Source organism: Amphibacillus sp. MSJ-3, assembly GCF_018919165.1.
Lineage (GTDB): Bacteria > Bacillota > Bacilli > Bacillales > Amphibacillaceae > Amphibacillus.
On sequence record NZ_JAHLQM010000001.1, the window covers coordinates 29,074 to 53,533 of the forward strand.

General features: G+C 35.8%; 25 protein-coding genes and 1 other annotated feature. Of the genes, 3 read left to right on the plus strand and 22 right to left on the minus strand.

What is annotated here, in order from left to right; all coding sequences use genetic code 11:
* Positions 1–28 precede the first annotated feature (28 nt).
* The 4 genes from recJ to KQI76_RS00145 all read right to left on the minus strand — a co-directional run bounded on the left by recJ (position 29) and on the right by KQI76_RS00145 (position 5,645).
* A complete protein-coding gene (gene recJ / locus KQI76_RS00130) occupies positions 29–2,314 on the minus strand; it encodes a single-stranded-DNA-specific exonuclease RecJ (protein ID WP_216398273.1) in 2,286 nt (761 codons plus the stop codon).
* Positions 2,315–2,373: 59 nt separating this feature from the next.
* Positions 2,374–2,703 carry a LapA family protein gene (locus KQI76_RS00135; protein WP_216398274.1) on the minus strand — a complete coding sequence of 110 codons (330 nt, stop codon included), beginning with the start codon at positions 2,701–2,703 and terminating at the stop codon, positions 2,374–2,376.
* Between the two features lie 297 nt (positions 2,704–3,000).
* Complete coding sequence (gene secDF / locus KQI76_RS00140; protein ID WP_216398275.1) at positions 3,001–5,256, minus strand: protein translocase subunit SecDF; 2,256 nt, start codon at positions 5,254–5,256, stop codon at positions 3,001–3,003.
* A gap of 107 nt (positions 5,257–5,363) precedes the next feature.
* A complete protein-coding gene (locus KQI76_RS00145) occupies positions 5,364–5,645 on the minus strand; it encodes a post-transcriptional regulator (RefSeq protein ID WP_216398276.1) in 282 nt (93 codons plus the stop codon).
* A 118-nt stretch (positions 5,646–5,763) separates the two neighbouring features.
* Here KQI76_RS00145 and spoVB point away from each other — a divergent pair, with 118 nt between their 5' ends.
* Positions 5,764–7,305 carry a stage V sporulation protein B gene (gene spoVB, locus KQI76_RS00150; protein ID WP_216398277.1) on the plus strand — a complete coding sequence of 514 codons (1,542 nt, stop codon included), beginning with the start codon at positions 5,764–5,766 and terminating at the stop codon, positions 7,303–7,305.
* Between the two features lie 8 nt (positions 7,306–7,313).
* Here spoVB and KQI76_RS00155 read toward each other — a convergent pair whose 3' ends face one another.
* Positions 7,314–7,955 (minus strand): DUF421 domain-containing protein, encoded by a 642-nt coding sequence (locus KQI76_RS00155; protein ID WP_216398278.1) that lies wholly within the window; start codon positions 7,953–7,955, stop codon positions 7,314–7,316.
* A gap of 283 nt (positions 7,956–8,238) precedes the next feature.
* On the opposite strand from KQI76_RS00155, the gene KQI76_RS00160 reads away from it, so the two are divergent.
* Entirely contained in the window at positions 8,239–8,622 is a 384-nt protein-coding gene (locus KQI76_RS00160; RefSeq protein ID WP_216398279.1) for a TIGR04086 family membrane protein, read from the plus strand.
* A gap of 316 nt (positions 8,623–8,938) precedes the next feature.
* Here the strand turns inward: KQI76_RS00160 and yajC are convergent, their stop codons facing one another.
* The 9 genes from yajC to safA all read right to left on the minus strand — a co-directional run bounded on the left by yajC (position 8,939) and on the right by safA (position 16,883).
* Positions 8,939–9,229: a preprotein translocase subunit YajC gene (yajC, locus tag KQI76_RS00165; protein WP_216398280.1), complete on the minus strand. Its 291-nt coding sequence runs from the start codon at positions 9,227–9,229 to the stop codon at positions 8,939–8,941.
* A 22-nt stretch (positions 9,230–9,251) separates the two neighbouring features.
* Positions 9,252–10,391, minus strand: a complete 1,140-nt coding sequence (gene tgt / locus KQI76_RS00170; protein WP_216398281.1) for a tRNA guanosine(34) transglycosylase Tgt — start codon at positions 10,389–10,391, stop codon at positions 9,252–9,254.
* A 25-nt stretch (positions 10,392–10,416) separates the two neighbouring features.
* On the minus strand, positions 10,417–11,445 hold the full coding sequence (gene queA / locus KQI76_RS00175) for a tRNA preQ1(34) S-adenosylmethionine ribosyltransferase-isomerase QueA (RefSeq protein ID WP_216398282.1): 1,029 nt from the start codon (positions 11,443–11,445) through the stop codon (positions 10,417–10,419).
* Between the two features lie 46 nt (positions 11,446–11,491).
* On the minus strand, positions 11,492–12,499 hold the full coding sequence (ruvB, locus tag KQI76_RS00180) for a Holliday junction branch migration DNA helicase RuvB (protein WP_216398283.1): 1,008 nt from the start codon (positions 12,497–12,499) through the stop codon (positions 11,492–11,494).
* Between the two features lie 14 nt (positions 12,500–12,513).
* On the minus strand, positions 12,514–13,128 hold the full coding sequence (ruvA, locus tag KQI76_RS00185; protein WP_216398284.1) for a Holliday junction branch migration protein RuvA: 615 nt from the start codon (positions 13,126–13,128) through the stop codon (positions 12,514–12,516).
* A 219-nt stretch (positions 13,129–13,347) separates the two neighbouring features.
* The gene (locus KQI76_RS00190; protein ID WP_216398285.1) at positions 13,348–13,920 is read right to left on the minus strand and encodes a BofC C-terminal domain-containing protein; all 573 of its coding nucleotides are present in this window, start codon (positions 13,918–13,920) and stop codon (positions 13,348–13,350) included.
* 250 nt (positions 13,921–14,170) lie between these two features.
* The gene (locus KQI76_RS00195) at positions 14,171–14,893 is read right to left on the minus strand and encodes a YebC/PmpR family DNA-binding transcriptional regulator (protein ID WP_216398286.1); all 723 of its coding nucleotides are present in this window, start codon (positions 14,891–14,893) and stop codon (positions 14,171–14,173) included.
* Positions 14,894–14,989: 96 nt separating this feature from the next.
* A complete protein-coding gene (nadE, locus tag KQI76_RS00200) occupies positions 14,990–15,739 on the minus strand; it encodes an NAD(+) synthase (RefSeq protein ID WP_216398287.1) in 750 nt (249 codons plus the stop codon).
* 199 nt (positions 15,740–15,938) lie between these two features.
* The gene (safA, locus tag KQI76_RS11925; RefSeq protein WP_216398288.1) at positions 15,939–16,883 is read right to left on the minus strand and encodes a SafA/ExsA family spore coat assembly protein; all 945 of its coding nucleotides are present in this window, start codon (positions 16,881–16,883) and stop codon (positions 15,939–15,941) included.
* A 1,069-nt stretch (positions 16,884–17,952) separates the two neighbouring features.
* Between safA and KQI76_RS00210 the strand changes: the two genes are divergently transcribed.
* A complete protein-coding gene (locus KQI76_RS00210) occupies positions 17,953–18,492 on the plus strand; it encodes a transcription repressor NadR (RefSeq protein ID WP_216398289.1) in 540 nt (179 codons plus the stop codon).
* 28 nt (positions 18,493–18,520) lie between these two features.
* Here KQI76_RS00210 and pheA read toward each other — a convergent pair whose 3' ends face one another.
* From pheA to KQI76_RS00250, 8 genes are all read right to left on the minus strand, one after another.
* The gene (gene pheA, locus KQI76_RS00215; protein ID WP_216398290.1) at positions 18,521–19,393 is read right to left on the minus strand and encodes a prephenate dehydratase; all 873 of its coding nucleotides are present in this window, start codon (positions 19,391–19,393) and stop codon (positions 18,521–18,523) included.
* Between the two features lie 24 nt (positions 19,394–19,417).
* Positions 19,418–19,867, minus strand: coding sequence for an ACT domain-containing protein (locus KQI76_RS00220; protein ID WP_216398291.1), 450 nt, complete (start codon positions 19,865–19,867; stop codon positions 19,418–19,420).
* A 41-nt stretch (positions 19,868–19,908) separates the two neighbouring features.
* Positions 19,909–21,189: a GTPase ObgE gene (gene obgE / locus KQI76_RS00225; protein WP_216398292.1), complete on the minus strand. Its 1,281-nt coding sequence runs from the start codon at positions 21,187–21,189 to the stop codon at positions 19,909–19,911.
* Between the two features lie 12 nt (positions 21,190–21,201).
* The gene (locus KQI76_RS00230) at positions 21,202–21,726 is read right to left on the minus strand and encodes a Spo0B domain-containing protein (RefSeq protein ID WP_216398293.1); all 525 of its coding nucleotides are present in this window, start codon (positions 21,724–21,726) and stop codon (positions 21,202–21,204) included.
* A gap of 186 nt (positions 21,727–21,912) precedes the next feature.
* On the minus strand, positions 21,913–22,203 hold the full coding sequence (rpmA, locus tag KQI76_RS00235) for a 50S ribosomal protein L27 (protein ID WP_216398294.1): 291 nt from the start codon (positions 22,201–22,203) through the stop codon (positions 21,913–21,915).
* Positions 22,204–22,217: 14 nt separating this feature from the next.
* Complete coding sequence (locus tag KQI76_RS00240; protein ID WP_216398295.1) at positions 22,218–22,550, minus strand: ribosomal-processing cysteine protease Prp; 333 nt, start codon at positions 22,548–22,550, stop codon at positions 22,218–22,220.
* Positions 22,551–22,562: 12 nt separating this feature from the next.
* A complete protein-coding gene (gene rplU / locus KQI76_RS00245) occupies positions 22,563–22,871 on the minus strand; it encodes a 50S ribosomal protein L21 (protein ID WP_216398296.1) in 309 nt (102 codons plus the stop codon).
* Positions 22,872–22,888: 17 nt separating this feature from the next.
* Positions 22,889–22,968, minus strand: a sequence feature (ribosomal protein L21 leader region).
* A 40-nt stretch (positions 22,969–23,008) separates the two neighbouring features.
* On the minus strand, positions 23,009–24,460 hold the full coding sequence (locus KQI76_RS00250) for a ribonuclease E/G (protein WP_216398297.1): 1,452 nt from the start codon (positions 24,458–24,460) through the stop codon (positions 23,009–23,011).

Consider the following 24,460-nt stretch of genomic DNA (forward strand, 5'->3'; position numbering starts at 1 on the left):
AAACTTATTCCTCCTCGACTAAGAGTACTTATTCTATTTGATTCATCATCCATGTTTTTAATTCTTGATAATTTGTATAATAGAGTAACTCTTGAATTTCTCTTTGTTTTAATCTATTTTGATAAAATATTGATTCCGATAAATCTCGCTTTTCCGCTTCTTCATTGAGATAGATAACCTTATTATCTATTTTAACAAACTTTAGCTCATAAAACACATTAATTATAAACTCAATTTTTTTATTATTCCACCCTTTATAATTAATGATTTTATTCTGTTCATGTTTGTGATCATATTTACCATACTTAATTAGATATCCATAAAACCATTTGAAATCATCTCTAGTTGGCAAAGTTGGCCAATTGTTTTTCTCGTCCAAGCTATAGCAGGCATAAATATTATTCGGCTTAGTTTTCGATAGTAAAGCTGATAAATCAGACAGCTGACTGGGCAAATCAATTAAAAGCAATTCTGTTATTTGACCTAGATTTTGTTCTTTAGTCTGAGCAATTGGTGTTATATCTAGATCATCCCTTGCTGTTAGCTTTTGAAAGCTTACAGCAAGGTATTCTTTATCCATTAAATGTTGAACCTGCTTATGCCAGAATTTAGAGCCCCTATAGTCAAAAAGTTGCCGTTCTTTAATTCGAAAATCTTTAATGATTAATTGTGGTGACTGTTTTCCATTCCACTCATTTATTTGCAAATGCCCAATAACTTCAAGATGATCATTTGAAGTCATTCGATTGATTTGATCTCCAAAACCAAAACCGACTGAAGCTAATTGATAGTCATCTTGTTCAAGATTAAATTTCAAATGATTTTTTTCAGTACCGATCTGCTTTAAATCAAGCGGTTTACCCTTGACATAAAAAATAGGCTTAGGATTAGCCATGCCGAAGGGAGCAAGTTGATTTATTTTTTTAATCGTTTCTAGTTTTAAATCTTTTAAATTAAGTTCAAGTTCAAGGTTTACTTGTTCTTTGTAGTCCTCAGATTGAAGTTTTTGATTAGCTAATTGATTCAAGGATTCTCTTACTCTATCAACTCGATCGATCTTTAGAGTCATACCAATGGCCTGAGCATGGCCACCAAATTGAATAAATTGATCATGAAGCTCCATGCCATTTCCAAATAAATCAAAGGCTGCTATACTTCGTCCCGAGCCCTTAGCAATTTGTTCATCCTGCTTTAGGGTAAGACATATTGCTGGTCTCTGATAGATTCTAACTAATTTTGAGGCAACTATACCAAGAACCCCTTCATTCCAGCCTTCCTTGGCTACAACAATTACAAATTGATTATCTTTTTCATTTAAATTGACTAATTCAATCGCCTCTTCAACAATTTGATTTACAATTCGCTGACGCTCTTGATTAATTAAATCAATTTCTGTTGCTAATCGTTGTCCTTCTTCCATCTCACTGGTTAACAAAAGCTCGACAGCAGGGTAAGCACTCTCTAGACGACCAGCAGCATTCAATCGTGGGCCGATTGCAAAGCCGACATCCTGTTCATCAACGATTCCTTTAATCGCAGCAACTTCTTTAAGTGCTACAATACCTGGGCGCTTACTGTTTGCAAGTGATTCTAAACCAAACTTAACTAGAATTCGATTCTCATCGATGAGTGGCACTAAGTCAGCTACTGTACCAATAGCAACCAAATCTAGAAACTGCTTAGGCAAGTATCCCAATAAATAATGTGCTATTTTAAATGCAACACCAACTCCAGCTAACTCTTTAAACGGATAGTCTTTTGATAATTTTGGATGGATAATTGCATATGCCTCTGGTAGCTTATCTTGAACCTCATGATGATCAGTAATAATCAAATCCATATTAAGTTCTTTGGCTACTTTAGCCGATTCAAATGCAGCGATTCCTGTATCTACTGTAATGATGAGGTCAAATCCTTGTCGCTTCGCTTCCCTAAAAGCTTGCGGATTCGGGCCATAGCCCTCTGTAAAGCGATTAGGAATATAATAGTCACACATCGCACCAAGTTCATGCAGGGTTTCAACTAAAAGGGTTGTAGCAGTCACTCCGTCTGCATCATAATCCCCAAAGACTAAGATACTTTCACCTTGTTCAATAGCCAAATCAATTCTTTGTTTAGTCTTTTCTAATCCATCTAATTGTTTAGGATCATATAAGTGATCCAAATTTGGATTAAGAAATTGCTCCATTTCAAATGATTCAGTAAAACCCCTATTTGTTAATAACAGACTCAATATATCTAATGCTTCGTCTGTTTGTTTCACTTTTTGATTATCTTTATATGTAAAATTCCAATTCATTTGACTTTGTAACATAAATTCACCCCTGACTAACTCATCATTATACTAGAGTCAACCAAGGGGTTCAAATATATTTAATTATCATTCTGATTGTTTTCATCAATGACTTCTACTTCTACTGTTTCAATAGCTTGTTCTTGCTCAGATGCTTGATTCATACGTAATTGCTCATTTTCTGATACTAAATGACGCATTTCTTTACGAATACTGATCAAATGATAAATGCTAAAACTAGCTGTGATCAGGCCCCCAAATAGAGTAGAAGTTAAAATGACCAAGATTAATGGTGATTCAGTAGTTGTAAATAAATAATTGACTTCTACCGCTTCTACATTTATAACAGCAAATATCGCAACAATAAGAGCAAATATTAAAGCAGAAATAATGTATACTTGACCTTTCAAATCGATCACCTCTTATAAATATAGTTTTACCGCAGTGCAAGTGTCAGTAAAGACCCGATTGGTTCAAGGACCTTTAGATCATACCCTTTTGGTAGTCACAAATGTTTTCGGGGGGACAGGAGGAGACAGACTAAACTCACCAGGTCCTGTGGTAAGGTCTGTATCACCTAGATCCTGTAAAACCAAACCTCACTGATTGAAGTTTCACTTTATTCTAATCTACCACTTCTCAATCTAATCCAAACACAAACTTTGAAGTCGACACCTATATCGACTTCAAAGTTATCACACTTTTCATTATACTTGTGGTCCTGTAACTTTTTTCTTTTTAAGATAGGTAATCGGTTTTTCCTTAATATTTCTACCACGCCAAATTAACCATAATTGGGCAGCGATAAACATTGAAGAATACATCCCAGCTAATAGACCAACAACTAATGCAAATGAGAAATTCGTGATCGCATCTGCCCCAAAAAGGTATAAGAGAACAGCAGCAACGATAATTGTTAAGCCCGTATTAATACTTCTTGTCAAGGTTTGCATTAAGCTATCATTAACAATCACTTTTAACTCTTCATACGAACGAACGCGTTGTTTCACTTTTAAGTTCTCCCTGATTCGATCAAAAGTAACGATTGTATCATTAATTGAATAACCAACTATTGTAAGAATTGCCGCAATAATTGTAACATCAAATTCAATTTGAAATAAGCTAAAGAAGGTTAACATTACCAGAGCATCATGTAGCAATGCCGTAATTGCTGTGACAGCAAAATAATATTCAAATCGGATTGTCACATAAATAACAATGAAGACTGCTGCAAATAGAACAGCTAATAATGCATTACGGGCTAACTCTTGTCCAACTACCGGTGATACTGTACTGACATTAACATCAGCTTGGTAAGATTCTGTAAAATGTTCTCGAATATCAGATACAATATCTTGATCCAAAGGTTGATCAAAACGTACCACTGCAATTTCATTTTGATTTCCAGAATAAGAGATAGAATGGGCCTCTAAATCAAATCTTTCAAGTTCTTCAATAATCTGTTCTTCTGCTATTTCTTCACTTGTTGTTATTTCTACCCGTGATCCAGAAGTAAAATCAACACTTAAGTTCAACCCAAAAACAGTCAATGATATAACCCCAATGACAATAATCACAAGTGATACACCTAAAAAAGCCTTCCAATGCTTAACAAAATCAAACTTTCTACCAAAAAATGATGTCTCAACTGGTGATGAATCTCTAATATCACGAATTTGTGATGGTTTTAGACCAAACCATGCATAACGTTTATTTAAAAATCTACTCTTCACCCATAACCCTAATAAGAAACGAGAAATAAAGACTGAGGTCAGAAAGCTCAGCAAGATACTTACGATGAGTAATGTTGCAAAACCTTTGACAGAACTCGTTCCAAATATAAATAAGACACCTGTTGCAATCAAAGTGGTCAAATTGGCATCGAGAATAGATGAAAAGGAGTTTTTGTTGGCAGCCTCGAAGGCAGCAATTGTTGTTTTACCCAACTTTAATTCTTCTTTCATTCGTTCATAAGTAATGATATTGGCATCAACTGCCATACCAACTCCTAGAATTAGGGCTGCTATACCTGGAAGAGTTAGAACACCATTCATCCATCCAAATACTAATATAACTAAATAAATATACAAACTTAGCGTAATAACTGAAATGACACCAGGAAAACGATAGACAACAATCATAAAAATAAAAACAAATAATATCCCAAGTGCACCAGCAAAAACAGTTTCATTCATAGCATCCAGCCCAAATTGTGCGCTAACAGAAGTTGAATATTCTTCATTTAAATTGACAGGTAATGAGCCAGCATTTAAGATATCAGCAAGTTGTTGTGCCGATTGCACGGTAAAGTTCCCATCAATTTGAACAGTAGTTTCATTTAACACACCTTGAATCATTGGAGCAGAGATAAATTTAGGGTCTTCCTTTTCTACTTCTTCATAAAAAGAATCCCCTTCCTCGTAGTCTAACCAAATAACCAAATAATCTGGGATTGAGGAATCCTCTAAAATTGTTCGGGTTACCTCACCAAATTTATCACCATCTTTTAATTGTAATGAAACGACTGGTTGATTTGACTGTGGATTATAGTCCTGGCGTGCCCCACCCTCGACTAAATCGGATCCATCTAAATACTCTTTTCCTTCTACATCACGAAAGGAAAGTCGTGCAGATGTTGCAAGTAATTCCCTAGCCTCTTCTTCATTATCAATACCCGCAAGTTGGACACGAATTCGATTTGGTTCTTCAATCATAAAATTCGGTTCACTTACACCTAATACATCGACACGTTGTCTTAGTGATTGAACAGTTGCTTCCAAAACATCGATGTTAATCTCCTGTTCTTCATCAATCGGTTCCACTTCATATAGAATTTCAACACCACCCTGTAAATCAAGGCCTAATTTCAAATCATGAGCAGCATCCATTACTGTTGTCCCAATCACAATCGCTAAAGTTATTACAATAATGCCGAAACTGATCAATCGGTTTTTCTTAATCATATCGTCCATTTCCTCCCTTTAATGACCACAAAAAAAAACAAAGGCACTTCATCAGATCGTTTATGTATGTTAATTCGTCTTGATTTCACTGTTAGACAAATGTATAACTACATATCAGTTAATGCAGCTATTGAAGCCATTAAATCATCTGACTGATATGTTTCCATTGTTAAATAAGTCATGAACACATGGCCACTTAAATGAAATACATCTTCGACTACTTGGTATAACCTTAGTTTCTTGTTTTTACGCCATACTTTCGCTAATAAACAATCCCAAACCATATCGGATGTTACATCACCATAGCCCAGTAAAGTAAGTTCTTCAGCTTTACTTTCAATCACACTTCTGATTACTGGTTTCCAGTCTTCAACATGCCTTTCCGTCATGAAAATACCTCCTTGAGCATTGTTAATCTTCATCAATTTGTCATGCTTGTACACTCTTCATGCATATAATTCATTGTATATGAAATTTATAACTTTGAGAAGGTAGGATTTATAAATTATGCCAAAGCAATCATTTTTAAAAGGGACAGTTATTCTGATAGTTGCTGGTCTCATCTCTCGGTTACTGGGATTCTTTAACCGCATCATTATGGCAAGATTAATGGGTGAAGAAGGAATTGGGTTATATAACATGGCAATACCTACTTTATTTTTAGTGTATACCTTATCACAGGTTGGTCTCCCAATTGCTATTTCAAAACGAATTGCAGAAGCAAACGCACAGAATGATCAACATAAAATAAAAAAAATTCTAATCGTATCTTTAAGTATTACAGGGATCCTTAGTTTCATGTTTGTGGGCCTATTAATCTTCATTTCACCTTTTATTGCTCAACATTTACTAACAGATCAACGAACATTGTATCCTTTATTAGCAATGACACCAATGATTCCAATCACGAGCTTCGCCTCTGTATTACGAGGTTATTTTCAGGGATTTCAAAATATGAAACCTCAAAGTTATGCCCAAGTCCTCGAACAAATCGTTAGATTAGGTACACTTACATTCTTCGTTAAACTTTTACTACCTTATGGTCTTGAATATGCTACAGTTGGTGCAATGATATCTGGTACTATTGGTGAACTCATTTCCTTGCTTTTTCTTTTAAGCTATTTTAAGTCAAGTAAAAGGCCAAGAATTAGAAATCGACTTTTCTTATCAATTAAAAATTGCAAAGAAACTGCTCAATCATTGTTCTCAATCGCAATTCCGAGTACTGGTAGCCGACTCATCAGTTCTTTATCGAATTTTCTTGAGCCAATTTTAGTTGCACAAAGTCTTGCTTATGCCGGTTTTTCTTCAATAGCCGCAACAAAACAATATGGACTTTTAACAGGTTATGCCATTCCATTATTGCTATTCCCTATGTTTATTACCCACGCATTAGGAGTTGCTCTTATTCCAAATATTAGTGAAGCTGAGGCGAAACGTCAACATCATACAGTCCATTATCGAATTGATCAAGCTATCCGCATCTCATTTGCGTCGGGTGCAATTGCTACAATTGTTCTAATATTATTCCCTGGTCCGATCTTGAATTTTATGTACAATAATACACAGGCAAGCTATATCACTCAATTTATGGCACCATTTTACTTATTTGCATACGTTCAATTCCCTTTAAACGCAAGTTTACAAGCATTGGATTTCGCAAAGGTTGCCATGTGGAACACCTTAATAGCGACTTTTGTAAAATATACAATTTTAGTCGTATTGACAAGTCAACCGTCACTAGGTATTTTTGGAACTGTACTTGCCTTAGCTGTCACATCGATACTAACAACATGTCTTCATTACAGTAGTTTAAGGAAATTAATTAATTATCGCTTAAATTTTCTCACCATCTGGAAAATGATTGGTTTACTTTCGATTACTTATTTAACAGCTAAAGGATTGATCAGATGGATACCAAGCTATCAAACGGATTTGGGTCACTTATTAATCCTTCTGACTATTTTAAGTTGTTTGTATCTTTGCTATTTATTTATTTTAAGAATTATAACCTTAAGTGAATTAAAACCGCTGTTTAGAAAACGCTGATCTCCTGATCAGCGTTTCTTTTCTAAATCAATATACCATTGATCTGCTGAATCAATCGTGCAGTATAAAATATCTTCAAGTTTGTAATAGCCCTGCTTACCGAGCTCCTCCATCAACCAATCTCGTGACTTTTTTAATACATCAAGAGTATGATCTTGAATTTTACCATCTGCAATAAGTAAATGAACAAATCCAACAGAGACAGCTCTCTCCTTTGCAAAAACAGATAGTTTCCCTGATGGTTCAAGAATGGCATATTCAACATCTTGAACACTCTTAACACTTTTTTCATGAAGTTGTTGAATTAAATCATCAAAATTATATCTGTGTTTTCTCATTTCATCTTTATTAATCCTACCATTTAAAATGATAAGTGAAGGTTTCCCTTCAAACCAATCTCTAAAACGCTTACTCTTAAGAGAGATTAAAGCTGTTGTACGTTGAATAATAACAAGAACGAGCATGGGAATAAGTGAAGTTAATATTCCTTTATCCGTATCTTCTATAACAATCACCGCAATTTCTGCCATCATAATCGAAATAACAATATCTAACAAGCTCAATTCCCCAATTTCCCGTTTTCCCATTAAACGAAAGAAAAAAGCAATAAAACAATAAGTTATAATTGTTCGGCTAATTATAATCCACATTCATGATCACTCGCTTTTGTTTTATTACAGTTAAGTTTCCCATCTAAATAAATAATATGAACCTTGATCACCACATTTAGAGATCCCTACCTAGCTTTCATCCAATTAAATATAATCCCTATAAATGTTTTGATACATTTATAATTAAATGAATGCGTTAGGAATTTTACCTTTAGTTAAACTTATGGTCTATTCTATTCGGGGTAAAAAGTCTATTTCATTATGAGAATTCATATATTATTAGTGATACTTTGGACAAGGACATTAAAAGGAGGAAAAGTAAGTGAAGCAACGTCTAGAAGCACTCATGTACGGTTGGCTATCTATTATTATCTTGCTTATTATATCAAGCTTGGCACTTGCCATTTTATTACGTTTTACCTCATTAACGAATCCATTACTAGACAACTTGGCTATAATTGCCGCCTTTATCATACTCTGGCTTAGTGGGTTAATAAGTGGCCTTAAAGCAAAGCAAAAAGGCTGGATGATTGGTCTAACCTTAAGTTTAAGTTATAGTTTAATCATTTATCTTTATCAATATTTAGGCTATAATCAACAGTTTACATTAAAACAAATCCTTTACCATCTTGGATTCTTACTTGTTGCTGTATTTGGTGCAGTTCTTGGTGTAAATATTGGTGGCGGAAAACAAGAAAATAGTTAATTCAAATATCCTTTCAACCCTAGTTTTAATTCCTAGTCAGTATTTTTAATTTAACTTGATTCTTTTACTCAATCATTTTGTGGTTAGTCAAGCAAATAAAGATAGAAACGGTTATGTTTATCCTTTTTGTAATAAACAAAACCATTTTTCATGCTCAAGGATGGTGGTCTCTAATCTCTGTCTGTTAAGGAGGGAATCATAAAAAATAAAGATTCACTATTATAGCGAATTTAATATCGCTTGACACTTTATTTGACCAGGGTTAATCCTTTAAAAAAAGATGGCCAGCAAATGCTGTCCATCTTCTTTTCTTATCCTAATTATTATCTTGTTCTTCTGTCTGAACTGGTTCAACAACGTGTTTTACTGCTGACCGTTCATATGTAAGTTTCTGACCGCCACCTACATCAATATGAATCGCATCTTCATCAAGTGAATGAACAACACCTTGTAAACCTCCAATAGTAACGATTTTATCGCCCTTCTTCAAATCAGCTTGCATTTGATTAATCGCTTTTTGTCGTTTTTGTTGTGGTCTAATAAGTAAGAAGTAGAATACTAAGCCCATTAAAATAAATGGTAATAGTAAGCTAATCATCTCTGCCATAATTATTTCACCTTCCTTTCATTTAGAAATTTTTTGCGTTTGGTTTATTAAAACCATAATTTTCAAAGAATTCTTCTCTGAAGTCACCAAGTCGATCTGCTTTAATGGCTTCTCGTACTTGCTCCATCAAGTTTAACAGAAAATAGAGATTATGATAAGAACAAAGTCTCAATCCTAAAATTTCATCAGCTTTAATTAAGTGACGAAGGTAAGCTCTAGAATAATTACGACAGGTATGACAATCACAATTTGGATCTAATGGTGAAAAGTCTCGAGCGAATTTAGCATTACGAACAACTAATCGTCCACTCGATGTCATACAAGTCCCATTGCGTGCAATTCGGGTTGGTAAAACACAGTCAAACATATCGATTCCACGGATGACCCCATCTATTAAAGAATCTGGGGAACCAACGCCCATTAAGTAACGTGGTTTTCCTGTATCTAGTAATGGAGTTGTGTATTCCAATATGTGATTCATAACCTCTTTTGGTTCTCCAACAGATAGTCCACCAATCGCATAACCTGGAAAGTCTAAAGAAGATAGATCTTTAGCACTCTGCTTGCGGAGATCCTCATACTCTCCACCTTGAATGATCCCAAATAAACCTTGATCGTCTGGCCGCTTATGAGCAGATAAACAGCGTTCTGCCCAACGACTAGTTCGTTCCACTGAGTTTTTCATATATTTATAATCAGCAGGATATGGTGGACACTCATCAAATGCCATCATAATATCTGAGCCAAGTGCATTTTGTATTTCCATTGACTTTTCTGGGGAAAGGAACAATTTTTCACCACTAATGTGACTTCTAAAATGAACGCCCCTTTCCTCAATCTTACGTAAATCAGTAAGACTAAAAACTTGAAAACCACCAGAGTCTGTTAAAATAGAGTGCTTCCAATTCATAAATTTATGAAGACCACCAGCCTCTTTTATTATATCTTGGCCTGGTCTTAACCACAAATGATAAGTGTTTGATAAAATAATATTGGCGCCGATTTCTTCCAATTCTTCTGGACTCATCGTTTTCACAGTTGCCAAAGTACCAACAGGCATAAAGACCGGTGTATCAAATGAACCGTGCGGTGTGTGGACACGTCCTAGTCGTGCACCTGTTTGTTTACATGTCTTAATCAATTCATATGTTACTGCAACCATTTTCTCACTTCTTTCTTTATAAAAATCATAAGATTAACATTGCATCACCGAAGCTAAAGAATCGGTAATTGTTTTCAATAGCTGTTTGATAAGCCTTGAGGATGAAATCTCGGCCTGCTAATGCACTAACTAGCATGACGAGTGTAGATTTTGGTAAATGGAAGTTAGTTATCATACCGTCAATCGCTTTGAATTCATATGGCGGATAAATAAAGATTGAAGTCCAGCCACTCGCAGCCTGGATCGCTCCATTATGTTCGGCAGCAATCGTTTCTAACGTTCGAGTTGATGTTGTTCCAACCGCTATCAGTCGTCCGCCTTTTTCTTTTACTCGATTCATTTTTTCTGCTTCTGTACTTGAAAGATAATAATACTCACTATGCATATCATGCGCTTCTATTTGATCAACACTTACCGGTCGAAAGGTACCAAGCCCAACATGAAGTGTTACAAAGGCGATTTCAATTCCTTTTTCCCTAGCCTCTGCTAATAGCTCCTTAGTAAAGTGGAGGCCAGCAGTAGGTGCAGCAGCAGATCCTTCTGCTTCTGCATAAACCGTTTGGTAGCGACTTTGATCTGATAATTGTTCCTTAATATAAGGTGGTAAAGGCATTTCACCTAATTCTGTTAACAGCTCCAGGAATATCCCTTGGTATTCAAATCGAACAACTCGTCCACCATGATCCTGCAGTTCAACACAAGTCGCGATTAACTTTCCGTCACCAAAGTTGAGCTTAGTACCTATCTTTACTTTCTTCGCTGGTTTCACAAGTACTTCCCACTCATCTAATTCACGCTGATGAAGTAAAAGCAATTCTACTTTCGCACCCGTATCTTCCTTTATACCATATAATCTTGCCGGTAAAACTTTTGTATTATTAAGCACTAAACAATCACCAGGATTTAAATATTCCAACACATCATTAAAATGACGATGAGCAATTGACTGATCATCACGGTTGATAACCAATAATTTGGAATCCGTTCGGTTTTCCAATGGTGTTTGTGCAATTAAGTTCTCTGGTAAGTCAAAATCAAAATCTGTTATTTTCATAATATACTCCTAACATTAGCTAAAACCTAGTTAAAATGATCATTAATTATTCCTTGGCTTTCGGCAGAGCCCGATTAAAATGTTGATATGTTTTCTCTGTAGCGATTCTTCCTCGAGGTGTGCGTTGAATAAAACCTTTTTGTAATAAAAAAGGTTCATACACGTCCTCGATTGTTTGTGACTCTTCACCAATCGTTGCGGCTAAAGTATCTAATCCTACAGGACCACCTTGAAAAGCATCCAAAATAGATAAGAGAAGTTTATGATCAATGTGATCTAACCCTGTTTTATCCACTTGTAGCATTTCTAAAGCCTGTTGAGTCGTCTCCAATGATATCTCATACTCACCTTTAACTTGTGAAATATCTCGAACCCTTTTTAATAAACGATTAGCAATTCGGGGTGTTCCTCTAGAACGCCGAGCAATTTCTAAAGCTGCTTCTTGATTGATCGATACATCAAAAATATTTGCTGTTCGTTCAACAATTTCCGTTAAATCTTCTATCTCATAATACTCTAAACGACTTAACACACCAAAGCGGTCTCTAAGTGGTGCAGTTAAAAGACCTGCTCGCGTTGTTGCTCCGATCAAAGTAAATGGCGGTAAATCAAGTCGAACAGAACGTGCAGTTGAACCGGTACCAATCACAATATCTAAACAAAAGTCTTCCATTGCGGGATACAGAATTTCTTCAACTGCCCTTGGTAATCGGTGGATTTCGTCAATAAACAAAACATCCCCAACTTCAAGTGACGATAGTATAGCCGCCAAGTCGCCAGCTCTTTCAATGGCAGGTCCAGAGGTTGTCCGAAATTCAACATTCATTTCATTGGCAATTATAGAAGCCATTGTTGTTTTTCCAAGTCCAGGGGGGCCATACAGCAAAACATGATCGAGTGGCTCGTTTCTAAGTTTGGCAGCTTCAATAAAAATAGCTAAATTATCTTTTGCAGTAGTCTGCCCAATATATTGAGCCAACATCTGCGGTCTTAAACTAAGCTCGACTTCTTCCTCTTCATCAAACTGTTCTCCTGTCACCATACGTTCATCCACATTTCACACCCCACTTATGCTTTCAGTAATAAGGATAAACCATATTTAACTAATTCATCTGTATTGACTAAGTTCGATTGTCTCAGTTGCGGGACAATTCTATTTACTTCCCGATCATTATAACCTAACACTTTTAGTGCTTCAATCGCTTCATTAATTGTTTTATCATTAATAGCTCCATTAATTTTTCCAGACATCTCTTTTGAGGAGTCAGCCATTTGTTTAACTTCAAAAGGCAGTTTCCCTTTCAAGTCTAAAATCATTTGCCGGGCCGTCTTCTTTCCGACACCTGGAAACTGAGTTAAGTATTTTTCATCTTCTTCCTCAATTGCCATGACAAATTGATCAACTGATGTATGCCCAACAATAGATAATCCACTTTTAGGTCCTATACCTGAAACTGTAATAATGTGTGAAAATAATAATTTTTCATCATAATTTTTAAACCCATATAAAATTTGTGCATCCTCACGAACATGGTGGTATGTATGAATCTTTATCGTTTGGTTTAATTTTTCTTGAAAATAAAATGGGTTAGCACAAACTACTTGATAGCCAATTCCATTAACATCGATTATGGCTAATGAATCCGTTAGCTCTACTAGCTCCCCTTTAATATAAGCAATCACTCTCAATCCGCTCCTAACTATTCACTATATCCGTATAAATGCTATTTTACCACACAATCGTATGTTCGTATACCGTATTCACACCCTTGTCATTCACAACTATTATTAAGAAGTTATCTTTTTAAAAAAGACAATTCTGTTAGTTGTTTATTAGCATTCAAAGCAAATAAAGTGAAACGACCGACTCCTCCATATAAAACCATTAAAAAGAGAGTCGAGTTAATCCGACTCTCCATGTACTTGTTTACTAGGTAATTGATGCCTAAATACATCGATGACTTCTTGATAAGTTTTTTTCGAATCAATTTTTATCCCTTCATTTAACCGTTTTCGTTCATCTTCAGTTAGTTGATCAGGATCCAATTCAAATACAATTTGTATATTTTGTTCGTATTGCGGCTCACCTTCAAAGATGACAAGTTGTTCATCGGCTAAGCCGAAGTAACCAACTTCCTTTAAATAAGGCGAAATATCATCGATATAGTCACGAAAAACCATTTGGCCCACTTTTTGATCAATTAGTTGATAGTTCTCATACTTATACCAGAAATCTTCCATAGCAGTAATTGTTTCTTCAATGGATTCGCTATCCATACGACCATCTAAATATTGTTTTTGTATAATAACTTCAATTGTTGCTAAATCATCTGGATAATCTTCAAAGTTAGTTTCAGATTTGCTGACTTCAATCGCACGCTCCTGATTCATATCATTAGTCCTATCTTCAACCTGGACATTATAGATAAAAATCCCTAGCATCAAAACTATATTCAATGTTATTAAATATTTCATTTCATCCACCTCATATAAAGTGTGTATTTACTTTATAGGATGGACAAAAAAAATTTTTTTACACTTTTTATCATTAAAAATAAGTTAAAATTAAGACTTGGCATTGAAAAAAGTGATAAAAAGGGGTTAAAGCGATTAATTCACGTCACAGTTCATTGATTTGTCACTAATTTCCTATCGTGGATAGTTTGTCTTTACTGTTGATCATGTTTGCTTATTTCAGTATTTAAATAGCTAGTTTGCTAACGATTTAATTAGCATTATGGTAGACTTCCTGAACATCTTCTAACTCCTCAAGTCGATCAATTAGCTTTTCCATTTTCTCTTGGTCTTTTTCCGCTAAATCAGTATAAGTCGTTGGAATTAATGTTACCTCAGCTGTTTCAAATTCAAAACCTTCTTCTGCTAGTGCTGCTTTCACTTCATTATATGCTTCAGGTTCAGTATAAATTTCATATAGTTCATCAGTTGTTTCCATCTCTTCAGCACCTGCTTCAATAGCAGCGAGCATAACTGTATCCTCATCTGCATCTGTTGCTGAACGGTCAATAGTGAGGTAGCCCTTTCGGTTAAACATAAAAGCTACACAACCATTTTCACCAAGATTACCACCACTTTTTGAGAAAGCATGTCTAACTTCCGCAGCAGAACGGTTTTTATTATCTGTTAAAAGCTCAACCATTACTGCAGAACCCCCTGGTCCATAGCCCTCATAAATTACTTCTTCATAACTCACACCATCTAAGGTTCCGGTTGCTTTTTTTATATTTCGATCAATATTTTCATTTGGCATATTATTAGCTTTTGCTTTATCAATTGCTACACGTAAGGCAGGGTTCATATCCGGGTCGGGTCCGCCTTCCTTTGCAGCTATATAAATATCTTTAGCGGCTTTCATAAATGCTTTTCCGCGTTTCGCATCTTGAGCATTTTTACGTCTTTGAATGTTTTTCCATTTCGAATGTCCAGCCATAAAATTTACTCCTTTCACCTTTAAAAAATCAAATAACTACTGTACTCCATTTTATCACAAGTCGTCAACCCATGTAACAAAATAATTGAGTTAAAATTATGCTTCATCAAAAGGAGCCGGTGTTATCACAATGCTTCTTTTATGTTTTGAACGTTGATGCATCGCTTCAATCACTTTTCGATCTTGTTCTGGTATTTCTTCACCTTTTAAATAACCGTCAATATAGTCATAAGTCGTACCCATTTCATTCTCATCTGTTTGCCCATCCCAGAGCCCCGCACTTGGTTGTTTTAAAATAATTTCTTCAGCTACATTTAAATACTGAGCCATTTCTCTTACTTCTCCCTTTGTCAAATGAACTAAAGGATTAATATCAACACCACCATCACCATATTTAGTAAAGTATCCAGTATACCATTCTGCTGCATTATCAGTCCCTACTACTAAATATTGATGATTTGTCGCAATGGTATAAAGTGTTGACATTCGTAAGCGTGCTTTAAGATTTGCACTGGCTAGCTGATCATGGTTTGGTTGGTATACCTCTTTTTGTATTAACTCATGTTTAATGGTATCAAGTAATTGTTGATGGGTTAGAGTTAAATCAATGGTCATTGCTTTAATATTAGCCCCTTCAACGACAGCTTGCGCATCCTTTAGGTCTTCTTTAGAACTTTGACAAGGCATAATAACTGCTAAAGAATGATTGGGTAGAGCTTGTTTTATTAGATAGGCAACAACAGCGGAATCAATTCCTCCGCTCAATCCGACAACTAATCCCCTTGTATTTGTCTTCGCAACTTGATCTCGTAACCAGTCTACTAAATAGTCGACTTTTTTCTGCATTTTTTTAACTCCTTTTTCTGAAAAACTGTAACTCCTTAAATATTATTATTGCTTAAAATGATGTAACTTGCAATATTTTATCTTCTCTCAGCGTGGTCATTTAACATTCAAGAGTATTTTGAAAATCGTTAAAAGGATTGGAACAAAAACAACGAGTTAACTAATTGTGATGAATTAGTTTAACTCGTTGTTCATTCTTTTATTCGGCTTGTTCTGTTTCATCCATTGATTCACGTTGCATTCCACATGTGGAACCCGTTGGATAAAATGGATAGTGTGTTGGTCCATACATCGGATAAATGTATGGATAGGGTTGTAGATGATTAGCCTGGATAGCCTGTTGATGAGTGTTCATTTGAGTAAAGTGCTCCGTCATCATCCCGGTCTGTTCTCCTTCTACCTCGGCATTTAGATCTAGCTCACCCCATTTTGAATCATGGGAACAAGACTGTTGCATTGGGGCAGTCCACTGTGGTTGTTCACAGGTTTGCTTTTTACAAAAAACCGATGGATCTTGATAGGTACAGCACATATTTCCTGGTAATGTCGGATAATAAGGTTGTTGTGGGTAAAAGACCATAGAACACGGCATACATGGCATCCACATATAATTCGGTGATGGAAATGACCATGGTAAGGTGTGAACATCTTCTGTCGGCTGCTTAACTTCTTCCTTTTTCTGTTCTTGAATAGGGTGATGGTGCTGATGGTGTTGGTAATTTACTTTATTCTTCAATGTTGTATCGTAATCATCAATATCAACATCCACATCGACATTGTACTGGTTCGCATGAATATTTGGTAACTTCGGCATCTGAATAGAAACGGGTGGCAATTTAGGAAACGGCATTTTTTTCTGAACTTGTTGCTTAGGTTTTTGATCATCTTCCTTAATAACGGGTTGGGCTTTTTGTGGCATTTGTTTAAATGGCGTCATCATCTTTTCCTTAGGTGCAGGTGCCTGGCTTGAACCTTGTTTAGTCACTTGCTTTTTCTCGATAGGAATCTTTATTTTCATTCCTGGCATCACTAAATCCGGGTTTGCTAATTGTGAATTTACTGCTTTTAGCTCTTGAAAATCGACATTGTATTTTTTGGATAAATTCCAAAGTGTATCCCCTTTTTGAACAACATGAATTTTCACTTGCTTAACTCCTTTCCATAATTAAATAAATCATCATTTAGTAGACGACATTTCATCAGCCACTAAATGTTAGATAAAACAATCTGGCCTTGAATGGCTGTTATTCCAACTAATCATTTTGGCCTTTATGATTTTACATTGGAGATGCAACAGCCGGTAAAAAATAAATATAGTAACTCCTCAATCAATTGAGCTTTTTTGATTTGGCTCAGATTGACTTTTACCTTAAAGACCTGAAGACCTCTTAACAAATCGTTATTTCGCTTGCCCTTTATTTTCTGTTCATTGTCTTAATGAAATAACATGAAATAATAATAAATATAGGCATTTAGCAGGCTTATTCCTTAACAACATATGCAATCACCCAAAAATGTTGAATGTTTTTTTAAAAAACACTTAGTGATTTGTTAGAAATGATAAAATTAAGTGAATCTTCACCCAGTGGAGATCTTACAGTTTGTTAATCTACGATAAAAATCACAAGTTTTCTGATATGGTTACCCATCTCATTCCTATGTGTAGTTACAGATCCACCCGAAAACCTTAATAATTGTACCTATTAGAACTTAACAGGTCCTATCGTTCTTTTTTTTCGTAGAGCGGCTATCAGTAAGACTCCTACTTTAGGCATTTTCAGGAAACCAAAAAATGTAAGCGGGAGATCAACTGACAATAATATCCTGTAGACCTACCGCTCCACTGATTGAAGTTTCACTTTATTCAACTGTTGCTCGAATTTCATAATCATATCTTAAAAGGAGAGTATCTTAACTAGTCATACGATACAAAATATGAGAAAATGGAAATAGCTTTGGAGTAACACGGAGATAATCAAGTCCCTGTAAATATTGCAAAAAGACGAATTAAAGCTGTACCCGCCTTTTAGTCCCTATTTATTGTTGCGGTAGACCTTGTAGATTGTTGATCTAAGACTGACGGCGAATCAAATTTATGCATTTTGACAATGGGCTTATGACTACAAACATAGATTAGTCGCCTCATAAGATCACAAATATCGAGAAAGCTAAGTTTCTTTATCAAGTTGTTATATGAATTGGAGTGATATAAAATGACTGGAAAAGATAAATTAATTGGTGAAGATCGCCGTCAAGCGATTATGAACTGGTTGGAGAATAATGATGTACCGTTAACAGGAAGCGAACTTGCCAAGCGTGCTGGTGTTAGTCGCCAAGTCATCGTTCAAGATATTTCTCTGTTAAAAGCAAAAAACGAACCAATTTTCTCAACAAGTCAGGGCTACTTATTAATGAAAGAAAATAAAGATGTCAATCTATATCAAAGAATTGTTGCCGTTAAACACGAGTCAAACCAGACAAAAGAGGAATTAGATTGTCTTGTTGATCATGGAGTAACAGTTAAGGATGTCATTGTCGAACATCCTGTTTATGGAGAAATAAATGCAATGATTATGGTCAGTGATCGACATGATGTAAAACAATTTATTGAGAATATCACAAGAAACCAAGCCTCTTATCTATTAGAATTAACAGGTGGCGTCCACCTTCATACATTAGAGGCTGAAAGTGAAGCTAAGCTCAACGCTGCCTATCATAGTCTGAAAGAAAAGGGGTTTATCGTGAACGATTAAAACCACAGTGTGGCTTGTTACTGTGGTTTTAATCGTTTTTTAATTGTTCTGTTGAATAATAAGGATAACTACCAAGCAATTCGACATGACAGCCAATTGCCTCTATTTCCGCAATCGTATTAGGGATTAAAATATCATCCATCTTTTGATCAATATCAATCAAAAAGTAATAATGACCAAGTCCTATTTTCATCGGACGTGATTCAATCTTTGATAAATTAATTCGCCTCCAAGCGAAAGCTGAAAGGACCTGATGAAGAGCCCCCGCATGATCGGTTGGAAGAGAAATCATCACTTTGGTTTTAAACCCTTTCATCGATAACCGATTGATTCTTAAAGCAGAATCGTTTTTATGTAACACAACAAATCGTGTTTCATTATTGGCAAAGTCATGGATATTAGCTTTAACAATTTCTAAACCGTACTCTTTTGCAGCTTGATCATTTGCAATTGCCCCGACCAGCTTTTCTGGATTTTCACTAACAAACTTTGCTGCTGCACCAGTAGAAGCATATGTTTCAACTTCCGCCTGCCTCATTTCTTGATTTAAAAATTGATGACATTGCGCTAAAGCATGTGGATGAGAGTAGATTACTTCGATCTCTTTCCAATGCTCTTTATGATTTGGGTGCACCATAAAATGCTGTTCAACTGGTACAACAATTTCACTAACAATTTTTAATGATTTTTCATTGATTAAATAATCAATCGTTAAATTTACTGTCCCTTCTAATGTATTTTCAAGAGGAACAACACTGTATTTTACATGACCATACTTAACCGCATCTATACACGCTGGAATTGTCTGATAGCTAATCAATGATTGATTAGGAAAAAGCGCATCAACTGCTTTTTGAGTAAATGTGCCTTTGGGACCAAGGTAAGCTACTGAATATGACATCCCCTTCCCCCCTTTTTTTACTTTTTACATTCCTGAACTTAATATATCGACCCGTTCAATGTGCTTTTGGTTTTTTAATTGCATAATTAATTCATCCAAATCAATTTTTAAGTGCTCAACATCCAAAGATAATGTCACATTTGCTTTACCGTGAATGGGTATCGTTTGATGAATCGTTAAAATATTTCCACCAGCTTTGGCTACTGTATTTAATAAATATGATAATGTCCCTGATTGATCTTCTAAATGGAAAAATAGCGTAATAATTTGCGTATGCTGGATCGATTGCAATGGAAAAATTGCGTCACGGTACTTATAGAAAGCACTTCGTGAAAGATTAACGTTTTTAACTGCTTCATAAACTGAATTTGCTTTGCCACGTTCTAACTGTTCCTTCACATCAAGCGTCTTCCGCATTGCTTCTGGAAGAAAATCACCACGCACTAAATAAAATGTTTTATCCTCTCTTTTCACCGTTACATTCCCCCATACCGTGAGAATTATCTTATTGTACCTTATTCAACAAATTCAAATTCATACTTTAATAGTCGGACAGTATCGCCATCCTTGGCGCCCCTCTCACGAAGCGCTTGGTCAACACCCATCGTTCGCATCTGACGTGAAAATCGTTGGATCGATTCTTCACGAGTTAAATCAGTCATTTTAAAGAGTTTCTCCAGTTTATCACCATATAAGACAAAGGCACCATCCGGGTCCCGTGTAATTTGAAACGGTGCTTGTTCTTCTTGATGTTTGTAAATAATATGTTCTGATTTTTCTTCAATAGGTTTTGTGTTTTTTGGTATTTTCTCTAATTGGTCGGCAATAAAAAAGAGCAAGTTAGCTAATCCTTCTTTTGTTAAGGCGGAAATCGGGAAAATAGGATGGGGTTCTTTTAACTGCTCCTTAAAGGCGACAAGCTGATCTTCTGCATCTGGCATATCCATTTTATTAGCAACTATAATTTGTGGTCGTTCTAAAATGGTTGGATCATAAGCTTGTAATTCCTCATTGATTGCTAAATAGTCTTGATATGGGTCCCGTCCTTCTGTAGCTGCCATATCAATAACATGTATAATAATACGTGTTCTTTCCACATGACGTAAAAATTGATGGCCTAATCCAATGCCTGTATGCGCGCCTTCGATTAAACCAGGTAAATCAGCCATTACAAAACTTCGATTATCTCCTGTTTCAACAACACCTAGATTTGGGGCAAGTGTTGTAAAGTGGTAATCGGCTATTTTAGGTCGAGCTGCACTAACAACTGATAATAGCGTTGATTTACCTACACTAGGAAAACCAACAAGTCCGACATCAGCAATTAATTTTAATTCGATAATAATATCACGTTCTGTACCTGGTTCTCCTTTCTCAGCTATCTCAGGAGCGGGATTCTTTGGACTTGCAAATCGGATATTTCCTCTTCCACCACGGCCACCTTTTGCTATTAATGCACGTTGACCATGCTCAGTTAGATCTGCCAAAAATTCACCTGTCAGAGCATCCTTAACAATTGTCCCAGGCGGAACAGATAGAACCATTGGATGAGCATTTTTACCATGCTGGCCTTTGCTCATTCCATTTTCCCCACGCTTCGCTTTAAAATGACGTTGATAACGAAAATCCATTAAAGTATTCAAACCTTCATCGACTTCAAAAACGATATCTGCACCGTCACCACCATCACCACCTGATGGACCACCAAACGGAATATATTTTTCCCTACGAAAAGACACTAACCCATTTCCGCCATCTCCCGCTTTAACATAAACTTTTACCTGATCAACAAACATGTTGTCACCCCTTTAATCTTGTGCAGTCCAATTAAAAACTACACCCTCTTTTGTTGCGCTCTCTATTTGAATTTTATTATCTAGTTTTAATAAAGCAAATTTAAATTGATCAATTTCATTAAATGTTCCATGACATATGATTTTAAGTTGAAATGGCTGATCTATTGGTTGATGAAATTTTATTGTACCATGATAAAGTAATAAATTCATTGATTGTTCAATAATGAGTTGATGAATAGATTGAATCAAGCTAGAAAGGACCTGGTCGTCTACTTTCGGTTTGGCATCTAGGTGAACGATTGGAGCCCATTGCATTCCAGAATTCGCATGATTTAATTGTAACAAGGATACGATTGTTCTTGGTAAAGGCATACTTTGAAACTGTTGGTCACGGGTCATTTGATCGATCAATTCCGCCCCTTTTTCTTGAACATGATCTAGCTTTCCCATTTGTGCATAACTTATCATTAATTGGATATGGTTTGAAAATGCATGCCGATAATGCCTCAATAGATCAATTGCTTCTTGTTCAGTCATCTTTGCACCACCTATTTAATAATAAGGAAATTATAGCAAATATTTTCCCTTTCGTAAAAGCCAATTCAAATTACCATTCTACATTTGAATGAAACTTCATATATTATCTAATCAATTTCACCAAACAAAAAAGCTTATCTTAAAAAGAATCATCTTTCAAGATAAGCTTTCATTTATTCTGATCAATTAAGCTTCTTGCGCAACTGGGTACACACTTACACGCTTACGATCACGACCAACTCGTTCAAAACGTACGATACCGTCAGTCTTTGCATACAATGTATCATCCCCACCACGGCCAACATTGACACCTGGATATACTTTTGTTCCACGTTGGCGATAAAGAATAGATCCACCTGTTACCATTTGTCCATCCGCACGCTTTGTGCCAAGACGTTTTGCTTTAGAGTCACGACCATTTCTTGAACTACCCACACCTTTTTTAGATGCGAAGAATTGTAAATCTAAACGTAACATTGATTTGCACCTCCCTATTTTTCAGAGATGGATATATATTGACCATAATCACGTTCAATCGTTATCAAGCTGATTAACATTCCTTCAAGTAGTAGGGTTGCTTTTTTAAATGGCTCATCTTCTACTTCGCTAGGAAGAACAACTTTTAAATAACCACCTTGACCGCCTTGATCAATGATTGGCTCGATTCCACTTAGCTTCATCACTGCATTTGTCATTCCAAACGCAACTGCTGAAACAGCTGCACAGACTAAGTCATGTCCATGTGGCCCACTGTCAGCATGTCCACTCAGTTCAAAAGCCGTAATATATCCGGATTTATTTCGATAGATACTCACCTTTATCATCTTTACCTAACCTTAAGCATTAATTTTTTCAATCGTAACTTTTGTATAAGGTTGACGATGACCTTGTTTACGGTGATAATTTTTTCTACGTTTGAATTTATAAACTGTGATTTTTTTCTGACGACCTTGTTTGTCGACTTTCGCTGAAACAGAAGCACCTTCTACAAATGGAGCGCCAACTTTTACGTCATCGCCACTTACAAAAAGAACCTTGTCGAAAGTAACAGAATCTCCGGCTTCAGCAGCCAATTTCTCTATATAGATTGATTGACCTTCTTCAACTTTAATTTGTTTACCACCAGTTTCAATAATTGCGTACATCCTATTTGCACCTCCTTAAAATAACTCAGACTCGCCTTTACAGGTGTGAATAGACATCACTTTATTAAAAACCTGATCAGTGCGGTTGTAGCAACGGGTGCTACCTGACTTGCATAACATTAAGATAATACCATGAACTAATTAATCTTGTCAATGCTAAGTTGTTTATTTTCTTCTAGGTATTCAGCAATTAATTGTTCGGTACCAGAACGTCTAATTTGGTAATCTCTTACACCTTTTGTTTCGATAAAATACACTTCCACTCTACTGTTATTTAAAAAACACTCCCGATCTATCCACTGATCCCACTCTTGATGAAAACCTCTTGTAACTTCGACAATAACAGCTTGATCTTGACTAGCTAAAAGTTCACGTTCTAGAGCATAGACCTTACTAACTTGTGAAAAGGTGATTTCCTTAGCTCGAGGATTAGCAAAGACCATGTGATGTATAGGGGTTTCACGCTTTCGAGTTATTTCAAATAAGCCCAAACGAGTAAAACCGTAAATTTCAACCCGGGTTGGATCCATTTGACATGCTCTTGATAATCTTTCATTTATTTTAGCTTTGTGATTTTTATTTTTCATTCTTATAAAGTCAATCACAATCATACCAGAGAGATTTCGTAGGCGAATTTGCTTTGCGATTTCATCAACTGCAATGCAATTTACTTTATAAGCAAAGTTTTGTTGATTTGTTTTACCAGTGAAGCCCGACGAATTCACATCAATCACAGTTAGTGCTTCTGTTTGATCTATCACAATTGTGACACCGTGTTCACAATGAACAACCGGATTCAAAAGTTGTTGAATAGATTCTTCAATAGGAATAGGCATGTCCTTAGCTAATTGTTGATTCCATTTTACCTTTGTTTCAAGTTCTGGATAACGCTTTTTAATTTGTTTTACCGTTGAAACTTGGTCACAGACAATATGATTAATATCACAAAATGGGAAACGCCGAATAAAGCGATCAGTCACTGTATGGTCAAGCCGGAGAATCTTAGGTGGTTGCATTTTCTTTCCATCTAGCAAGAGTTCACGCCAAATCGCTCGCAATTGTTCCACTTGATGAATAAGAGCATCAACAGAAAACTGCTTCGCTTGGGTCCGAATAATTAAACCTTCTTCACCCTGACAAACGTGTCCTAATTCAGACTTTAACGTTTTTTCTTCTTCATGTGTTAACTTTTTAGATGCAGCTAAATAATTACCGAAAGGGAGATAAACGAGCACTTGATTAGCAATGGCTATATTCATCGTTAATCTTGCCCCTTTATCCTGGTAGGCATCTTTTATGACTTGGACAATAACAGTTTGACCTTCATATAGCCAAGACTCTATTGACTTTTTCCCATCTTTTCTTGAATCAGGGATTTGGCCTTTTTCCAAATAAGCTAATTGTGATAAACCGATGTCTACAAAGGCTGCCTGTAAACCTTGATCAACATTGATAATTTTACCAAGGAAAATTGAACCGACAAGTTGCGGTGCATCGGGTCGGTCAACCGCTAGTTCAATGAGTTGATTATCTTTTACAGCCATCCCAAGTTTCTCGGTTGCTTTTGTTGATATGATTAAATCAAGCAT

Coding starts and splice junctions, on each gene's coding strand:
- recJ (WP_216398273.1), bottom strand. CDS start 2,314: ATGTTACAAAGTCAAATGAATTGGAATTTTACATATAAAGATAATCAA.
- secDF (WP_216398275.1), bottom strand. CDS start 5,256: ATGATTAAGAAAAACCGATTGATCAGTTTCGGCATTATTGTAATAACT.
- KQI76_RS00145 (WP_216398276.1), bottom strand. CDS start 5,645: ATGACGGAAAGGCATGTTGAAGACTGGAAACCAGTAATCAGAAGTGTG.
- spoVB (WP_216398277.1), top strand. CDS start 5,764: ATGCCAAAGCAATCATTTTTAAAAGGGACAGTTATTCTGATAGTTGCT.
- KQI76_RS00155 (WP_216398278.1), bottom strand. CDS start 7,955: ATGTGGATTATAATTAGCCGAACAATTATAACTTATTGTTTTATTGCT.
- yajC (WP_216398280.1), bottom strand. CDS start 9,229: ATGGCAGAGATGATTAGCTTACTATTACCATTTATTTTAATGGGCTTA.
- tgt (WP_216398281.1), bottom strand. CDS start 10,391: ATGGTTGCAGTAACATATGAATTGATTAAGACATGTAAACAAACAGGT.
- queA (WP_216398282.1), bottom strand. CDS start 11,445: ATGAAAATAACAGATTTTGATTTTGACTTACCAGAGAACTTAATTGCA.
- KQI76_RS00190 (WP_216398285.1), bottom strand. CDS start 13,920: ATGAAATATTTAATAACATTGAATATAGTTTTGATGCTAGGGATTTTT.
- KQI76_RS00195 (WP_216398286.1), bottom strand. CDS start 14,893: ATGGCTGGACATTCGAAATGGAAAAACATTCAAAGACGTAAAAATGCT.
- nadE (WP_216398287.1), bottom strand. CDS start 15,739: ATGCAGAAAAAAGTCGACTATTTAGTAGACTGGTTACGAGATCAAGTT.
- KQI76_RS00210 (WP_216398289.1), top strand. CDS start 17,953: ATGACTGGAAAAGATAAATTAATTGGTGAAGATCGCCGTCAAGCGATT.
- pheA (WP_216398290.1), bottom strand. CDS start 19,393: ATGTCATATTCAGTAGCTTACCTTGGTCCCAAAGGCACATTTACTCAA.
- obgE (WP_216398292.1), bottom strand. CDS start 21,189: ATGTTTGTTGATCAGGTAAAAGTTTATGTTAAAGCGGGAGATGGCGGA.
- KQI76_RS00230 (WP_216398293.1), bottom strand. CDS start 21,726: ATGACTGAACAAGAAGCAATTGATCTATTGAGGCATTATCGGCATGCA.
- rpmA (WP_216398294.1), bottom strand. CDS start 22,203: ATGTTACGTTTAGATTTACAATTCTTCGCATCTAAAAAAGGTGTGGGT.
- KQI76_RS00240 (WP_216398295.1), bottom strand. CDS start 22,550: ATGATAAAGGTGAGTATCTATCGAAATAAATCCGGATATATTACGGCT.
- rplU (WP_216398296.1), bottom strand. CDS start 22,871: ATGTACGCAATTATTGAAACTGGTGGTAAACAAATTAAAGTTGAAGAA.
- KQI76_RS00250 (WP_216398297.1), bottom strand. CDS start 24,460: ATGCTTGATTTAATCATATCAACAAAAGCAACCGAGAAACTTGGGATG.